Below are 15,209 nucleotides of genomic sequence, written 5' to 3' on the forward strand. Positions count from 1 at the left end.
TCAGTAGCTCGGCTTGTAAGGCTTCGTGGACGGCGTGCCCGTCGGAGGCTGCTGCGGCGGCGGTGCACTCGGCGGTGTTGGAGGCTGCGGCGTGGGTGCTGACGACTGGGGCGGATTCGGTTGTGCGGGTGCCTGCCAGGACGGGCTGTACGCCTTCGGGCTCGGCGCGGACGGTGGCTGCGGTGCAACCTGCGACGTACCACCCGAAAGCAGCGCAGGGTCGAACCCTGTCGGTGATCGACGCTGCGGGACGGCGGGCGGCTGCGGAGCGGGTGCGCCCGACTGCGGTTGCTGGGATTGCAGGTACGCAGACTGCTGCATCACCTGCGCGTTGAGCTGCTGTTGCTGCACGCTGAGCTGCTGGTTCTGAACCTGCATGTGCTGGTTGTGCCTGAGAAGCGCCTGGTCAGCGAACAGCCGCTGGTTGATCTGCTCGCGCAGCGCTTCCAGCTTCGCCTTTTCGAGGATCGAGACGCCGATGACCGCCACCCCGCCTCCGTTGTTCTGCACGGTGAGCGTGGCAGTGAACATGTTGACCAACGCTGCGACACCGAAGACGAGGAAGATCAATCCGATGACCAGGAGGAGCCCGCTGGACGTTGCGTTCGACAGGCACGGGTAGGCGATGAGGAGGTTGATGACTCCTGCCACCAGCCGCCCGAGGTGGAATCGCGTGTTCACACCGACGCCTGCGACGTTGGAGAGTGGATAGGCGATGTCCTTGCTGCCCAGGGGGATGAGACCGAGCGCGCTGTTCGTCTGGCGAGCGACCACGCGTGTGGAACTCGCTCCGACGCTGGTGCGCAGCCAGAAGAGGATGACGGAAGGACTGAAACTCTCCTGGACGACATCCGTCTCGCCTGGGGCGAACTGAAGGTTGGACATCCCTTGCTCCTTGTCGGGTCTAGGTCCGATCACGCAAGACGTGCGCGATAACCAAACGAATAGTGGATTCCAGCGGTTGGCGACCGCTTGCGCCCAGCTTTAATTCGCAGGTCCGATCACGCGAGTCAGACCTGTTCGCAGGGCCCATTTCGGGCATCATTTCTCGGCGTCCAATATCGCCAACGCGGCGAGGAGGTTGGCTCGGACAGCAGACCGCTCACTGCGATGCACCGACTCAGCGTTCTCGACGACCTCGGGGTGCACGAGCGCGACGATGGGCTTGCCGTTTCGGGTGAGCAGTATGGGCGCTGACCTGGCTTGTTCCACCAGGTAGGTCAGCTTGGCGCGGGCGAGGTGCATCGGCACTTCGCGTGGCGAACGCGGCGCTTCGCCCACTGCCCACCCCTTTCCGTACGGTGTCGCCTCGGACGATAGCGGCAAACTTGACACCCTTTAACAGAAGGGTCGATCCACTCCAACCGACGGGCGTCGAGGACCATTGTTGACCTCCGTTTCATTAAAGGTCTTAATATCTTTCGAGACCTGATCGTTGCCATTCTCGCTGGCATCCATCATCGCTCCGATGCTTCAATCGGAGACGGCGGAGGATGTCACGTCCCCGACCCTGGGGAGGGTCCGCCGCTGTGGGAGGAGACACAGACATGAGCAAGATCAAGAGGGTGTCGGCGAGCGTGATCGCGAGCGCGGCGGTCCTGGCGGGACTCGGCACGGTCGCTGCGGGGGCGGCGAACGCGGAGACGTGTCAGTACCACAGCAGGGTCATGTTCGGGAACTACATCTACGACGGCTACGGCGGCGGACCGCAGGCAGCGACGCAGGACGCGTGGCGCAAGGCGAAAGAGCAGGGGCGGACAGGCGGCGCGTACAAGCTGATGTGGACGCAGTTCGAGTGCCGCTGAGCTGACGCGCAACGCACAGAGCCCAGCTCCCCTGTTCGGGAGCTGGGCTCTGTGTGTCCGTCCTGCTACGTCTTGGTGTTGGTCAGGTGCTTACCGATGTAGCCGATGTACACCTTGCCTGTCTCATCCACGTGGTCGAGGTAGTGCATGCGCGGCGCGAACGCGTTCGCCCACGTCGGCTTGAAGTGCGCATACATGCGGACCTTCTCCTTGGGGTGCACCTCCTTCGGCACAGCGAATTCGCGTTCGTGCCCCCAGTTCCGCTTGGTCGTATCACTTTCGTCAGGTGCGTGGCGAACGGGAGCACACTTGTGACCAGGCAGATGATCCGCCGAAAGGTACGCGTGCACACCGACGCTGACCTTCCCTGCGAGCTTGCCTTCGGCATAGTCGTAGAGCACTCGGACGTACTCCCAGAACGCGTGGGCGTACCGCAGCCCTAGACCACCCCTGTCGATATCCAGGGCCTTGCTCTCATCGCCCGTGAACTCCACTCGCTTGTGAACAGGGTGGTTCGACCCTGGCGCGATCAGCGCAATCAAGCTCTCGATGTCACCAGGCGCGTCCCAGATATCCTCCTCGGGCGCAACGAACGTCAGATCACCCTTCCCATCCTCGAACATCCTCTGCCGCAGGGTCGCCAGTTCCTTGGCAGTCTTGTTCTCACCATCCTCAGCGATGGTCGCCAGCAGTTGCATATCGTCAGCCAGCTTCTTCGCAGCCTCAAGATCGTCGCGAAGCTCTTCACGGGAGTTCGCCGCCTTGTCGGCCTGCTCTTTGAGGATCGCGATCTCAGCGTCGCGAGCATCCAGCTCCGCTCCCAACCGTCGTAGAGCGTCGGCATCCGCGTCCACGTCGGGTCCGAGCCAGCGCTCAACCAGAACCGCCAGCGGGATACGAAGGGGTTCAGTTTCGAGGGCATGGTGGAAGTGGACGATCTCAGTGGCTGAATCCGCCGCGAACGCGAGGTCGATCTCGGCGCGGTGACGTTCCACCTGTCGAGCAGTGTGCGCCGTCGTCTCCGCGCGTTCGAGCAGCGCGATGCCGCGCCGCACGTCTGTGGGCAGCTCGCGCTCTATGAACCGCAAACGGGTGGACTCCGCGAACCGCCGCGCGAGCCCACGAGACACCTTCTTGCTCTTCGAATTCACCGCGCGGGCGAGGGTGTCGGGGAAGAGCATCCGATGCCGAAGGCGGTCGCCCTCCACGTCGAGGGCTACGCGCGGGGAGAAGGTGCGGATCACGCCCTTCGACACGACGTGCGATTGCGGTAACCGCGCGGCGAGCGCCTCGGTCGCCTCGGTATCGAGGACGTAGGTAGACGCCACACCGACACTCTCGACGGTCAGGCTGGTCACGATCTCGCGCCAGTCGGATTCGTACTCGTTCCCCCACGGCATCGGCGCGACGATGACGGACGCGGTGCGCGTGTCGTCTGTGATCGCCGCGAACACTTCGTCCACCTCGTCCCCGTGCACGAACTGTGGCTCGCCCGTCAGCGGAGTGGCACCGTCGCGCGCGGGATACGTAGAGAGGATGTCCCTCACCAGCGTCGGAGGTGCGGTGTTGTAAACCGCGCCGTACACGTCGGGGGCATCCGTTCCCACATCGACGACCAGCGTCTGGCGGTTTGATCGTGCTTCAGGAACGTCGAACGCATACACCGAGACCGTCCATGTACCGCCAGGGTTCGACTCGCGGAGACGGTACAAGCGGCGGCGGCTCCCATCGAGCCCTTCCTCGCCGTGCACGACGGACAAGTCCGCGCGTTCGCCGAGACGATACTCCCCTGGTCCGTCCCACTCGGTGACCTCGATGCCGTTCTTCCGCTTGCCCCGAAGCCACGAGCTGATCTCCGACTCCGCGGCTCCAACAGCGCTAGTGCTGTCGTCGAGCCGCAGGATCGCGCGATACCCCGTTTCCATCCCGATGCCTCCTCTTCGAGCGGTGCCACCCCGCTCACGCCCGATACCGTAGCCGCAGGGTCGGACAAGTCGGGCAGGTTCTGGGCTCGTTGGCTACGCAACGACAGCACCCTCGGGTCACTTTCCGAGGGTGCTGTCGTCCACGCAGAAACGTGCCTGTCAGGCCTCCTGACGCAGCACGTCACCGAGGTACGGCATCGGAGGCATCTCGGAGCTGCGGTACTTCTTGCCCCACTTCACGATGGCGCGCTGCCAGGCGACGATCAGCTCGTGGCGCAGCTCGGCGTTGCCACCGACGACGGCGAGCATCTCCTCACGTGCGACGGTGAAGGCATCGAGCGCCTCCTCCTCGGTGTAGCTGCCGACGGTGTTGCTGGTGCCCATTGCGGGCTCCTTTCGAAGGTGCCCTCGCGATCCGACGCCGCGAGCGACACGGGCAGCATGGAGGAGCGGCGGTGGATTCAACGAGCGCGGCGCGTTCGACGGCGGACCCATTCCCCCGCACGCCATCCAGACGTCAAGTGCACAGACCGTGGGTCCACGACGGCAACGGCAACGCTTTGACCTGCACACTCATAGACCTCGCGGATTCGGATAGGCGGCGCGATCTCGCGGAGAGCTTCCCCGCCCACGGCTGCAACAGCGAGGAGCGCACGTCCCGTCCGATGTTCCTTAGCCGTGTCGGTGCCGAGCTGTAGTCTCCCCGCTACGGGGTCGAAGACGAGCCCCACTGATAGGGGAGATTCCGATGGCGAAGTCCGTGTTCTACAGCTTCCACTACGACCGCGACAACTGGCGGGTGAACATGATCCGCAACATGGGGAAGCTCGACGGAACCCCCGTCCTCAACGCCCAAGATTGGGAGAGTATCCGTCGCACATCCGACGCTGCGATCAAGACCTGGATCGAGCAGCAGATGAAGTACAAGAGCGCCGTGGTGGTACTCGTGGGTGCTCAGACTTCAACGCGACCTTGGGTCAAGCACGAGATCGTTCATGCATGGAACAACAGGCGACCACTGGTCGGCATCCGCATCCACAAGCTCCTCGATCAGAATCGACGCAGCGATTACGCAGGGAACAACCCGTTCGACATCGCCCTCAAGGACGGTACGAACATGTCCAATTACGTGCGCCTTCATGACCCTGCGGGTGCCGACAGCCAGCAGGCGTATAACTCGATCCTGACGAACATCGTCTCGTGGGTCGACGGGGCGTACACGAGGGCATGACCACCGACGCCTGCGACTTCTGCGCCATAGCTCGCGGTGAAGACAGCTCGGCGCGCGAGGTGTACCGCGACGAGCACGTGGTCGCGTTCTTCCCCCTCGATCCTGCGACGCTGGGACATACCCTCGTCATCCCCCGTCGCCACGTTCCCGATATCTGGTCGCTCGACGACGAGGACGCCGTGCACGTTTCGCGTGTCGTCATACGCCTGGCGCACGTCATCCGCACGGCACTACTACCCGAGGGACTCAACGTCATCCAGTCAAACGGCGAAGCCGCGACGCAGACTGTCGACCACCTCCACGTACACCTCGTTCCAAGGTGGGCTGATGACAGCATGGGGCTCGACTGGCCCGAGACCGATTTCACCGCCGAGCAGATCGACTCCGCGCTAGCTCGCATCGTTTCTGTCGAAGCCGACCAGGATTCGCTGTCGTCGGAGCCTAGTGACGAAGACCGTCGGAAACACCTCGACCACATCCAGGCTGTGATCACGCGGATGTCCGCCGCGTCATCGGCGGCGAAGGGATGGCTCCTCCCCGTTGTCGTCGCCGCATTCGGCTACGCCGCTACGAAGGGAGCCTGGGGCGTTGCGCTCGTAGGCATCGCGGCTGTGCTGCTCTTCTCGTACCTGGATGCCAACTATCTACGCACCGAGCGCGAGTTCCGCGAACTGTACAGAGTCGCAGGACAATCGCTGCGACCTCTGCCACCGTTCACATTGAATCCCGCTGATGCTGTTGCACCCTCCCAGCCAGGTCAAGGCGACGAAGAGCCTCCTGATTGGTGGGCTGCCCTCTGGGAACGCGTCAAGGGCTGGTTCCCTCCGTGGGACGTGTGGCGATCCTGGTCGATCCTCCCGTTCTATGGCGCTCTCGTACTCGTAGGGCTCGCGATCTTGATCGTCACGTTCGTCTCGCGAGTAACCCCCAGCGTCGCGCCTCCAATTCCTGCTCCGCCACCGCCATATGCCTCCTCAACGGCTCCCGTTAGAGAGACGTCCCCGACCACTCCGACCCCCACTCCCCCGACCAAACAGACCCCGCCGCCAGGCTCGCCGACTCCTTGAGGGTCTAGGCGTTCCGTCGCATCCATCGAGTCGTGATCGACTCTGCCTGTGGAGCCCAGGAACCACGGCGGCGCTCTCGGGCATGCCTCATCCGCAGCGACTCGCGGGACTGAGTTGCGCGGACGGGGCGACGAAACCTGCTCCGCAAACTGTCGGTTGGGAGACGGGCTCGGGACTACTCCTGTGAAGGCGGCTCCTGACCCAGAATCCTCGCAATCGCCTCTCGCGCCACGGGCGACGACGCGCGAGGCGGCTGAGGGGCGGGTGCGGTGCTCGGCATTGGCGGCATCGGCTTGGACTTGAGCGAGGACGGGGGCTCAGGCGCGGCCTCTTCTTGCTCCAAGAACCCTGACGCGGCCTCGACCCTCTCCTCGGCGGCATGGCCTGCCTGCTCGCTCTCGCGGTCTGTGTCGTCCATAGCAGCGAGGATGCGGGGGTCAACGAGCCCTTGCCGTGGTGGACGCCCGTCATTCGGACGGGCGTCGCGCATCGGCGTGCCATCAGTCATGGTTGGTCTCCGTTCTGCGCAGCGTGGGTGCCGCACAGCATGGAGACCATCATGAGTGCATCCAGGGTGACAACCGCGACGCTAACTTGGAGGTCCGACGACGCCCCCGCACGATCCCCGTCGCGATCGCCGCTGCACCGCGTTGCGCAGCGAGGTGGAGCAGCGTGGTGCGGCGGGGTACGGAGCGTCGAGCACATGCGCTGGGGCTCGGAGAGGGATAGGCCACGCCGCCAACCCCCTCCCCACCTGCATGAACATGCTCCGAGGACGTGACACCACCCCCGCCCACACGCCGCCCTGATCCGACCACGATCAAGGGCATGTCCAGCACAGCTCCCGACACCCCCGCCGATCACCTCACCCCCGTCACCGACGCCGCACGCATCCTGGGCGGCTCCCCCGCTCTGTACGTGGCGCTGCTGCGCGGCGGGATCATCGAGGGCTCGCTCATCGACGGGGAATGGCACGTGGACACGGGCACGGTCGGGGCGGCGCTGGCGGTGCGGGGATGCGCCAGGTCAGAGGGCGCGATAACCCGAGCGACCTGCGACGATGCCGCGCAGGGACACCCCGCGCGCATGGTCGGGGGTGCCGCGTGAGGCGCTGGGAGGTCGTCCGCCGCCCCGACGGGAGCGTGGGCGTGGTCGTCACCCCGTACATGCGCTGGACCTGCACCGTGCCGCGCAGCGTGGCGCTGCTGCGGACGTGGGCACAGCGGGCGGGCGAAACCGAGCTGGCGGAGGCGCTCGGGGACGAGCTGGTGCACATGGCGGAGAACGGGTGGGGGTGACCGCGCTCCCGCCCGACGTGGAACGGCTCATGCGTCACCGCGCCGAGCTGGGGGCGGTCGAGCCCACGCACAGGGAGTACGTCATGCGCGTGCGTGCGTCGGCGCGGGAGCGGCACGAGCGGTTCGCCCGTGCGCACCGCTGGACGGGGCACCGCGTGCTGCGCATCCGCCATCAGCGGGAGCGGCTGAGGATGAGCGTGGCGGACCTGGCGGAGCTGGTGGGCATGTACGAAGTCGAGCTGGAAATGATCGAGGACGGGAGCGCGACGGCGACGGAGGAGCAGCTCGTGGACATCGCCTGCGCGCTGTTCACGACGGTGGCGCAGCTAGAGGGACGGGAGCCGTGGCGTGTGTAGGGACGCGAAATGGTGCTGTAATCCGTACATCCAGGAGGACGTAATTCAACCTGAATGTGGGGCTTATGCCGAGTGGGCTGTGTGCACAATCTCGCTGTGGAAACGGGGCGTGCTCACGAGGCAAATCACGGGCGATTACATCGCGGCGGAGTGGCTGCCAGAAGAGGCATCGTGGGGCTTGTGGAGCGCGTGCAACATGCCCGCCGCCTTGGTCGCGCTGCTCGGTCCGCACATCATGTCCGATGATCCGTCCGACACATCATGTCCGAGCATCGCGGAGATGATCATGGACGCGGTGACGGACGGACTGGCGCATGGGCCGAGCGTGCGCGTGGCGCTGGACGGGGGCGAGCTGCGGGTGGAGCTGGTGCTCGCGGACACGGGGATGACGGTGGACGCGGCGGAGGCGTCGTGCGGGTGGTGGAGGGAGTGGGACGGGAGCGCAGACGGCTGAGCACTCCGCTCGGAACGCTCAATTCTTCACGATAGTGCATCACTGCTTCCCATCGTGCAGCCTTCGTTGGGAGCCCGCCGCACGGCGGTGGAGCCCCTCACAGCGGGGACGAGGCACGAGTTTCTGCCAACTGCGCCATTTGCGCGGCGCAGTTGGCAGCGCCATCTGAGTATCACCACTGGTAGGAGGGATGTTGGCAGCAGTTGGCGCAATTGGCAGGTGCGCAACGCCAGCCCTCCGAACCGCCCTCCCAGCCTCCTCTCGCAGCTGTGCAGATATTCATGTTAGTAAAGCAAAAGAGGGGGTCGTACGTACGGGGGAGAGTGGAGAGCTGTGCGGACTCAGCTTCATGCCCCTCCGCGCTCCTCCGCGCGGGGTTGTCACGGACCTGCCAATTGCTGCCATTTGCGCCAATATCCCTCTGACCAGCAACAACGTCGCGAGCTGCCTGCCAACTGCGCCGCGCAAATGGCGCAGATGGCAGAAAACAGCCCCCGAGCACTGCGCTCGGGGGCTGTTCAGGGGCGCGATCCAGGGGCGCGATCACCCCATTGCGAGCTTCACGGGGGTGAGCGTCGCCCGAGGAGCGCATCCTGGCGCGTACCAGCGGGTTCCACGCCCCCGCACGACGCTGGTGCAGCCCAGCGCCCGCAGGACGCCGAGAACCTCACCGCCGAGCACCTGGTGCGGATGAGCCGCGCCCGCGCGCACCTGAGCCGCTGACGGGCCGCGCCCCAGAGCTGCACGGAGAACTTGCGCCTCGGGCAGCCCCTCCGCACCCGCCTCCGACAACGCGGGGAGCGCCATCTTCGCGGCGTTATTCGCCTGAATCTTCGGAGCTTGCTGCTCGATATGCCGAGCAGTGCCCTTGCGCAGCGCGATCTTCCCCTCGGCAGTCTTGGAGTAGCGCTCGAAAGCAGCCTCCATGTACGCGACGCTGCGCCGCGAATGCTCCATGACCCAGCCGCTCCACACCCAGTCATCGAACGTCACGCTCGTGCGCCCGCAACGGAGCGCGTAGAGGCACGCGAGGCGGATGCGCACCATGACCATGTGCGACTCGATGTCCTCCAACGGGTCGCCCGTGTCGCGCGACGACAGCACCTCGCCCTGCGCCTGCGCCTCCGCAATCTCGTCGCAGAGGGTGAAGGTCGCCACCGTGGCGGGATCGAGCTTGAGGTGCAAATCAGCGGGCACCTTCACAGCCCCGATTGCGGGGCTGTGTACGTGCTTCATCGGGTCGGGCACCGCCGTCTTGACGAAGCGCTGGTGGAAGCCGACGGACTCGCTCTGCTGGAACTCCCACGACATCTTCGGCTGCAAGCCGCCCGCGAGGAACGTGCTGTACGCCTCACGTCGTCCCTCGGCGTCTACACCCGCCGTGCGGTCACCGTTGGTGATCGAGACGGTTCCCACGCTCTCCATCGACCACGCCTGCAGCGCGGTCTGGATCAACGTCGAGCTATCGCCCTTGCCCCGCTTGAAGAACGCGGACATCTCCGTCTCCCACAGCAGCACCGCTGCGGGGTCTTTCGGGCGTACCTGCTTCTTGCCCTCGCCGTCCTCGTACTCCTCCTGCAAGAGCGCGGAGAATGCGTGTCCGGAACCGAGCTGGTACCCCTTCATCGTCGGCGGTGCCCACCCCTTGTCCGCCCACGTGATCTGCGGGGTGAGCGCTGCCCACGGGCGGCGCGGCATATCCATCGTCTGCCCCTTGCCCGATCCCGCGCGCCCGAGGAACACCACGAAGGTGCTCAGGGGCACGCCCTCGTACGGTCCGAAATCGGGTGGGCACGCCATGCCTGTGCGGATCAACTCCACCAAGACAGCTCCCACGGGGTTCGCCGACCGCCGACCGCGAGCGTGGTGGAAGATCGCGCGCGTCCAGTCCGCGCCCTCCACGATCTTCCGCACCAGGGCGGGTTCGGAGGGGTGTCCGAGGGGGTAAAGCTCGGGGTCGAACGGGTTCGTGTCACCTGCAATGGTCTCGCGCCACCGCTTGATCGCGAGGCGGCGCTCAGCGCGGTTGAGCTTCACCCACACCGTGTGCGGCACGGGGGTGCCGAGAGCAGCAGGGTCGGACGTGGGCACGTCGTCGGGATGCACGGGTGGGTGCGCGTAGTCAGGCTCCACCCCCAAGGCGTCCTTGCCGTACAGGCGCTCGAACTCCGCCTCGTCGAAGCCGTCGGCGGCGCTCACTGTGGTCTCCTCATCGTCGTTGCCGGTCGCGATATCCGCGACGGTCGACACCTCCGCCAGTGCCTCGCGCAGCAGCTCGGCGTGCCGCTGCTCCTGGTGGCGCGCCTGCGCGCCCCAATCGGGTGCTCCGATCACCGTGGTGAGTGCCTCTGCTGCCGCCTCCCACGCCCGCTGTGCCTGGTACTCGTCGTGACCGCCCGCAGCCGCCGCCTCGCGGCGCATCTCATCCGCCTCCGCGAACAGCTCGCGAGCCCACTCCTCCACCTCGCCGTCCATCCGCGAGCGGAGGTCGGCAGCCTCGTCGGCGGTCAGGATCGGGGAGTTCTTCGCGTCCAGCAGCGCATCCCACGCGGCGTCGTCCGCGTCGGCACGCACGAGTCGCATCAGCCCGCCGATCAGCACGTAGCGGAGAGCGGGGTCCGTGACGCACGTGAGGTACCCCGCCGTGATGCCTGGCTGGGCGAGAAACGCGGCGTGAGCGGTATCGAGCACCTCATCGGTCACCGCGTACCCGTCCATCGCGGGGTCCAGGACGAGCGCGCGGACCTTCCACACATCCGCGATGTCGAGCGCGGACGCGCAGATCGCGACTGCTGCCGTCTGCGAGGGTGCCTCCACCGCCTTGTGCGGCGCGCACAGCCCGTGCGCGGGGACAGGCTCGATCACGACAGGCTCGGTGAGTGCGCCCGTGTCCTGGTCGATCATGCACGCGGCCTCCGCGTCGAAGTCCGCGAGGGTGATCGGGTGGTCGTAGACGCGCGCGTGTGTGTCAGTGGAGCGCGCGGGGGTGCTGGTGTTATCGTTGCTGGACAACGTAGTTCCTTTCACAGGGGAATGTTTTTCTAGGAGAGCCGCCCTGCCAGGCGGCTTTTCTGCTTTCCAGGGGTGGAGAGCAGAGGCTGCGGCGCTAAGCCGCTCCGTGATGCGCCTGTGTCGGTGCGACCACTCGCTCAGCGAGCCAGGCGTCTAGGTCAGCCCGCGCAATCCACAGCTTCTGCGCGCCAGGGCGATACGCCCGCAGTGCACCGCTGTAGATCGCACGCTGGATCGTGCGCCGATTGATACCTGTCTCCTGCTCCGCGCCCGCCACGGTGACGTGACCTGTTGTAGCCCGGCGTGATTCATGTGCGTGTCCGATTTCCATACCTCATGTCTAGCGCACGTTGACCAGTCCATGCCATCCGCGACACGCAACCGCGTGTCGGCGTGTCGCGATGGGGCACAAATGGATTCACACACTTTTCTCAGACACGAGGGGACCGTCCTAACCCCCTCCGCGACCCTGCCCAAATCCCAGATCACGCCCGTGACCACATCCCTGCACGTCGCCGCCCCTGCCCGCCCGAATCTCGGATAGCGGACGCGGACGGTTGACTCTGTTCGTTAGTACATCTGTACGACACGCTGCGCCACGCCCGAGCGCGTGTAGTGGGTCTGAACAGGGATTTCGTGGTTGTACACCTGTTCGGGTAGTCGTACATTGTTAGTGACACATCAGAACAGCGCGATCACACAGACCGCCCATCGAGACAGGAACCCGACACATGTCCCTCCGCCGCTTCGTCACCAAGTCCGAACTCACCGAGCAGCTCCCCGCCCTCGCTGACCACATCTGGTCCGCCGCCGCGCCGACCCGTGATGAGCACGGCGTCGAAACCCCCAGCGCCGACCCGATTTTCGCGGGAACGTTCGTCCCCGCTGAGGGCGGGATGGAGGCGGAAATCAACATCACTCGGATCATCGCCCGTCTGGACGCCTTCAAGGCCGAGCTGCGGAAGGTCCGATAACCCATGCGCACCAAGCCATTCGGCACCGCCGTGGTCGGGACGGGCCTCGCGCTCGCCCTGACCGCGTGCGGGCCATCGGACGGGGGACCGTCCTCGTCCACGCCCACGCCCACCTTCTCGACCATCCCCGCGTCGCCGTCCATCCCCGCGCCCGCGCCCTTGCGCGCGGACGGGACCGACCGCCTGTCCGTCGCGGACATGGTGCACGAGATGCACGAGCGCGGAGCGCTGCCGTGGTCCGCACGGGACGCGATCAGCATGGGCGAGCTGATCATCCGCGACTACCGCACGCGGGACGAGCAGTGCGAGCAGACGGGCGACTACCTCCGCTATTGCGCCGCACGGGATGCACAGCGCAGCGGCCTCCCGAGCCGCTGCATCGTCGAGGCCGAGCGCCAGGACACCGCGCCTGATGTGGGCGCGTGCGGCATCGCTCTGCTGTACGTGCAGCACATGCCCGCTGGGGGTGGAAAGTGACCACGCGCAAGCACATCGCCGCCGTCGCCCTGCTCGCGGTCCTGACCGTGCCTGCGCTCGCGGGGTGCGACGGTGGATCGAGCCAGCCCGCCAACGCGACAGCGGTATCGGACCCCAGCCTCGCTCGGGCGGCAGCAGTTCGGCAGCAAGCCGCAGCCGCCGAGGAGGCGTGCGTAGCGCGAGGCACCAACCGTGCCACCTGCACGGCGTACGGGTCGGACATCGCGGTCACATACCCAGGCGCGTGCCACTTGGAGCTGGACAAGCCGCTGGACAAGTGGCGCGTGGAGAGCTGCGCCGATGACCTCCGCGAGGCGGAGGCGCAGGGCAAGCCGATCCCCACGACCGCGACCCCGACCGCCACAGCCGCCCCTGCCCAGCAGGCATCGAGCAGCGAGCGCGGAATCGGGAGCGCGATCAGCGGGTTGCTCAGCACGCTGCTGAGCTTGGCGATGGGCTTCGTCTGCATCTTCGGCATCCCAGGCGTCATCGGCTACGTGATCTACCGTCGCGTCCGCGCCGACCGCCGTGAGCGTGCGCACGCCCGCGATGTGCACCGCGAGGAGGGCTCGTGGCAGGAGGGCGGGGACACCTACAGCCCGTACGCCGAGCCTCACCAGTACGCCCCAACCGAACCCGATCACAACCCCTGGGCATAGCCCGCCCGACCTACCCGCACCGAGAGGAGACCGACCGACATGTCCATGCGCCGTGATGTGAAGCGCGCCAACGCCGCGCTGCTCGCCGTCAACGTGACCGAGCTGGCGGTGACCCGCGTGTGGCGGGACTCCGAGCAGATCACGCTCTGGCTGTCCGCCACGCACCGCGCGGACAAGAAGACGGTGGACCAGCAGGCAGATCGCCTGGTTGGCACGGTTTTCGGCTACAACAAGGTCTGGGATGTGCGCCGTGAAGGGCACGGTTTCGTGGTCACGGGCGGCATGGTGGACAAGGCGGAGCTGAGCCAGCAGATCGCCGCCGAGCGCGCCGCCCGCACCCTCATCGGGCAGCCCCCGCTCGCGCACCGCATCGCCCGCGTGGACGTGGACGGCGAGCTGTCCGAAAACGGCTTGGCGGACTGGCACCTTCTGCCCGAGCAGCTTGAGCGCCGCGCGCCGCAGCTCATGGAGACCGCTGCGGCGGTGGAGTTCTGGGCACACGCTGGGTTGGGCAAGCAGGAGCAGACGCCCGAGGGCATCGTGATGCACAGCCCCACCCTGCTCGCCGTGAAGCGCGAGCGCGACGGCATCAGCATCGCCGTGCAGATGCTCGCGGGGCAGGGACTCCCGCAGTGGCAGAAGCAGCTTTCCCAGCTCCGTTCGCTGCTCCACGCGCCCGCGATGACGGTGGAGCAGATCAAGCCCGACATCGTGGCGCTGTCCTGGCACGATGTCGCCCCGCAGTTCCCGCTCGCCGTCGCGACCCCGCTCCGCGCCGTAGTGGACAGCATGGCTGCGGTGCTTGCGCACTATCCCTCGTGGACGGTCCCGCTCGGCGTCGATCCGTACGGCACCGTCGCAGGCTGGACCCCGCGCATCCAGCCGCACATGCTGCTGGTCGCCAGCACAGGCGGCGGCAAATCAGTCCTGGTGAGGGGCATCGTCTCGGATGCCGTACTCGCTGGTGCGAGCGTATGGCTCGGGGACGGCAAGGGATCGGACTACAGCGCCCTGCGCACCGTCCACGGCGTGCAGATGGTCGCCTCGACGGACCACGACATCGTGATCATGGTCGCTGCGCTGCGCCAGGAGATGCAACGCCGCGTCGCCGTCGCCGAGCGCGAGAAAGCGCTCGGGGACACCGATCCGTACAGCCGATTCAGCCCCATCGTCGTGATCCTCGACGAGTTCGCGACCGTCGCGGCCCGCTTGCAGGAGCACGACAAGAAGGGCGTCGCGAGCTTCCAGAGCGACATCGCCGAGATTCTCCGCGTCGGACGCGAGCCCCGCGTGCACATGGTGCTCAGCACGCAGGAGCTGCGCGCCGACACGATTCCGGGTTCGTGGCAGGAGAACCTCAAGACGCTTGTCGCGCTGGGACAGCCGAGCGAGCAAACGTTGAGGTTCGGCTTCCCCGAGGCTGTGCGTGAAGCCGCCGCCGAGGCAGGCGGCATGATCCCGCAGAGCGCGAAGGGCCGCGCGATGGTCGTGGACCCCGACACCCGCGAGGTCCGCCTGGTGCAGACGTACTGGCAGTACAGCCCAGGCTCGATGAGCTTGGACAGCGCCCCGACCCCCGACGTGCGCACCGCCTGGACCGCGACCGCCGACGCCCTCACTGCGCTGCCCCAGCTCCACCCACGTATGGCGGTGGACTTCACCTCCCCCGACTACCGCGCTCAGAGCATCGCGGCGCTACGTGACATGTCCGTGGTCCCGCTGGACTCGCGCTCGGGTCCGCGTGCCGACCGCACCCACCTTGACCCCGCGAGCCCCGCGTACACGGGGCGCGTACAGGTCAGTGACAGCGGCGGTCTCGGCTGGGCGGACGATCCCGAGCCCGTGCCCGCAGTGCAGCCGATGAGCAAGCCCGCACCGCCTCCACCGACTTCCCCACCACCCGCTGCGCGGCCCGCAGCACCCACCAGCCTCAGCGACATTTTCGAGTAGG

The 15,209-nt window shown here is 66.6% G+C and carries 17 protein-coding genes; 11 read left to right on the forward strand and 6 right to left on the reverse strand.

Features of this window, described 5'->3' with window-relative positions; all coding sequences use genetic code 11:
- Together AXK60_RS06930 and AXK60_RS06935 are read right to left on the reverse strand one after the other, a co-directional pair.
- A complete protein-coding gene (locus AXK60_RS06930) occupies window positions 1–885 on the reverse strand; it encodes a hypothetical protein (protein ID WP_068570343.1) in 885 nt (294 codons plus the stop codon).
- Window positions 886–1,041: 156 nt separating this feature from the next.
- Window positions 1,042–1,281: a type II toxin-antitoxin system prevent-host-death family antitoxin gene (locus AXK60_RS06935; protein WP_139057792.1), complete on the reverse strand. Its 240-nt coding sequence runs from the start codon at window positions 1,279–1,281 to the stop codon at window positions 1,042–1,044.
- A 266-nt stretch (window positions 1,282–1,547) separates the two neighbouring features.
- Here AXK60_RS06935 and AXK60_RS06940 point away from each other — a divergent pair, with 266 nt between their 5' ends.
- Complete coding sequence (locus tag AXK60_RS06940) at window positions 1,548–1,805, forward strand: hypothetical protein (RefSeq protein WP_068570345.1); 258 nt, start codon at window positions 1,548–1,550, stop codon at window positions 1,803–1,805.
- A gap of 65 nt (window positions 1,806–1,870) precedes the next feature.
- On the opposite strand, the gene AXK60_RS06945 is transcribed toward AXK60_RS06940, so the two are convergent.
- Together AXK60_RS06945 and AXK60_RS06950 are read right to left on the reverse strand one after the other, a co-directional pair.
- On the reverse strand, window positions 1,871–3,730 hold the full coding sequence (locus tag AXK60_RS06945; protein ID WP_068570346.1) for a coiled-coil domain-containing protein: 1,860 nt from the start codon (window positions 3,728–3,730) through the stop codon (window positions 1,871–1,873).
- A gap of 159 nt (window positions 3,731–3,889) precedes the next feature.
- Entirely contained in the window at window positions 3,890–4,114 is a 225-nt protein-coding gene (locus AXK60_RS06950; RefSeq protein ID WP_068570347.1) for a hypothetical protein, read from the reverse strand.
- A 364-nt stretch (window positions 4,115–4,478) separates the two neighbouring features.
- Here AXK60_RS06950 and AXK60_RS06955 point away from each other — a divergent pair, with 364 nt between their 5' ends.
- From AXK60_RS06955 to AXK60_RS06985, 6 genes are all read left to right on the forward strand, one after another.
- Entirely contained in the window at window positions 4,479–4,961 is a 483-nt protein-coding gene (locus tag AXK60_RS06955; RefSeq protein WP_068570348.1) for a TIR domain-containing protein, read from the forward strand.
- A complete protein-coding gene (locus AXK60_RS06960) occupies window positions 4,958–6,028 on the forward strand; it encodes an HIT family protein (RefSeq protein WP_068982501.1) in 1,071 nt (356 codons plus the stop codon). Before AXK60_RS06955 ends, AXK60_RS06960 begins: the two co-directional genes overlap by 4 nt.
- 828 nt (window positions 6,029–6,856) lie before the next feature.
- Window positions 6,857–7,135 carry a hypothetical protein gene (locus AXK60_RS06970; RefSeq protein WP_068570350.1) on the forward strand — a complete coding sequence of 93 codons (279 nt, stop codon included), beginning with the start codon at window positions 6,857–6,859 and terminating at the stop codon, window positions 7,133–7,135.
- Window positions 7,132–7,326, forward strand: a complete 195-nt coding sequence (locus tag AXK60_RS06975; protein WP_068570351.1) for a hypothetical protein — start codon at window positions 7,132–7,134, stop codon at window positions 7,324–7,326. Before AXK60_RS06970 ends, AXK60_RS06975 begins: the two co-directional genes overlap by 4 nt.
- Window positions 7,323–7,682 carry a helix-turn-helix domain-containing protein gene (locus AXK60_RS06980; protein ID WP_139057793.1) on the forward strand — a complete coding sequence of 120 codons (360 nt, stop codon included), beginning with the start codon at window positions 7,323–7,325 and terminating at the stop codon, window positions 7,680–7,682. Before AXK60_RS06975 ends, AXK60_RS06980 begins: the two co-directional genes overlap by 4 nt.
- Before the next feature lie 109 nt (window positions 7,683–7,791).
- The gene (locus tag AXK60_RS06985) at window positions 7,792–8,136 is read left to right on the forward strand and encodes a hypothetical protein (RefSeq protein ID WP_068570353.1); all 345 of its coding nucleotides are present in this window, start codon (window positions 7,792–7,794) and stop codon (window positions 8,134–8,136) included.
- 543 nt (window positions 8,137–8,679) lie between these two features.
- Here AXK60_RS06985 and AXK60_RS06990 read toward each other — a convergent pair.
- Together AXK60_RS06990 and AXK60_RS27920 are read right to left on the reverse strand one after the other, a co-directional pair.
- Window positions 8,680–11,148, reverse strand: coding sequence for a hypothetical protein (locus tag AXK60_RS06990; protein WP_068570354.1), 2,469 nt, complete (start codon window positions 11,146–11,148; stop codon window positions 8,680–8,682).
- A gap of 94 nt (window positions 11,149–11,242) precedes the next feature.
- A complete protein-coding gene (locus tag AXK60_RS27920) occupies window positions 11,243–11,479 on the reverse strand; it encodes a helix-turn-helix domain-containing protein (protein WP_082777871.1) in 237 nt (78 codons plus the stop codon).
- Window positions 11,480–11,879: 400 nt separating this feature from the next.
- Here AXK60_RS27920 and AXK60_RS26825 point away from each other — a divergent pair, with 400 nt between their 5' ends.
- Genes AXK60_RS26825 through AXK60_RS07010 form a run of 4 tightly spaced genes read left to right on the forward strand, consistent with a single transcriptional unit; the run spans window position 11,880 to window position 15,208 of the window.
- Window positions 11,880–12,122, forward strand: a complete 243-nt coding sequence (locus AXK60_RS26825) for a hypothetical protein (protein WP_068570355.1) — start codon at window positions 11,880–11,882, stop codon at window positions 12,120–12,122.
- A 3-nt stretch (window positions 12,123–12,125) separates the two neighbouring features.
- Window positions 12,126–12,599 (forward strand): hypothetical protein, encoded by a 474-nt coding sequence (locus AXK60_RS26830; protein WP_068570356.1) that lies wholly within the window; start codon window positions 12,126–12,128, stop codon window positions 12,597–12,599.
- Window positions 12,596–13,258, forward strand: a complete 663-nt coding sequence (locus tag AXK60_RS07005; RefSeq protein ID WP_068570357.1) for a hypothetical protein — start codon at window positions 12,596–12,598, stop codon at window positions 13,256–13,258. Before AXK60_RS26830 ends, AXK60_RS07005 begins: the two co-directional genes overlap by 4 nt.
- A gap of 39 nt (window positions 13,259–13,297) precedes the next feature.
- Window positions 13,298–15,208: a type IV secretory system conjugative DNA transfer family protein gene (locus tag AXK60_RS07010; RefSeq protein ID WP_068570358.1), complete on the forward strand. Its 1,911-nt coding sequence runs from the start codon at window positions 13,298–13,300 to the stop codon at window positions 15,206–15,208.
- The last annotated feature ends 1 nt before the right edge of the window (window position 15,209 follow it).

The organism is Tsukamurella pseudospumae (genome assembly GCF_001575195.1).
Taxonomy (GTDB): domain Bacteria; phylum Actinomycetota; class Actinomycetes; order Mycobacteriales; family Mycobacteriaceae; genus Tsukamurella; species Tsukamurella pseudospumae.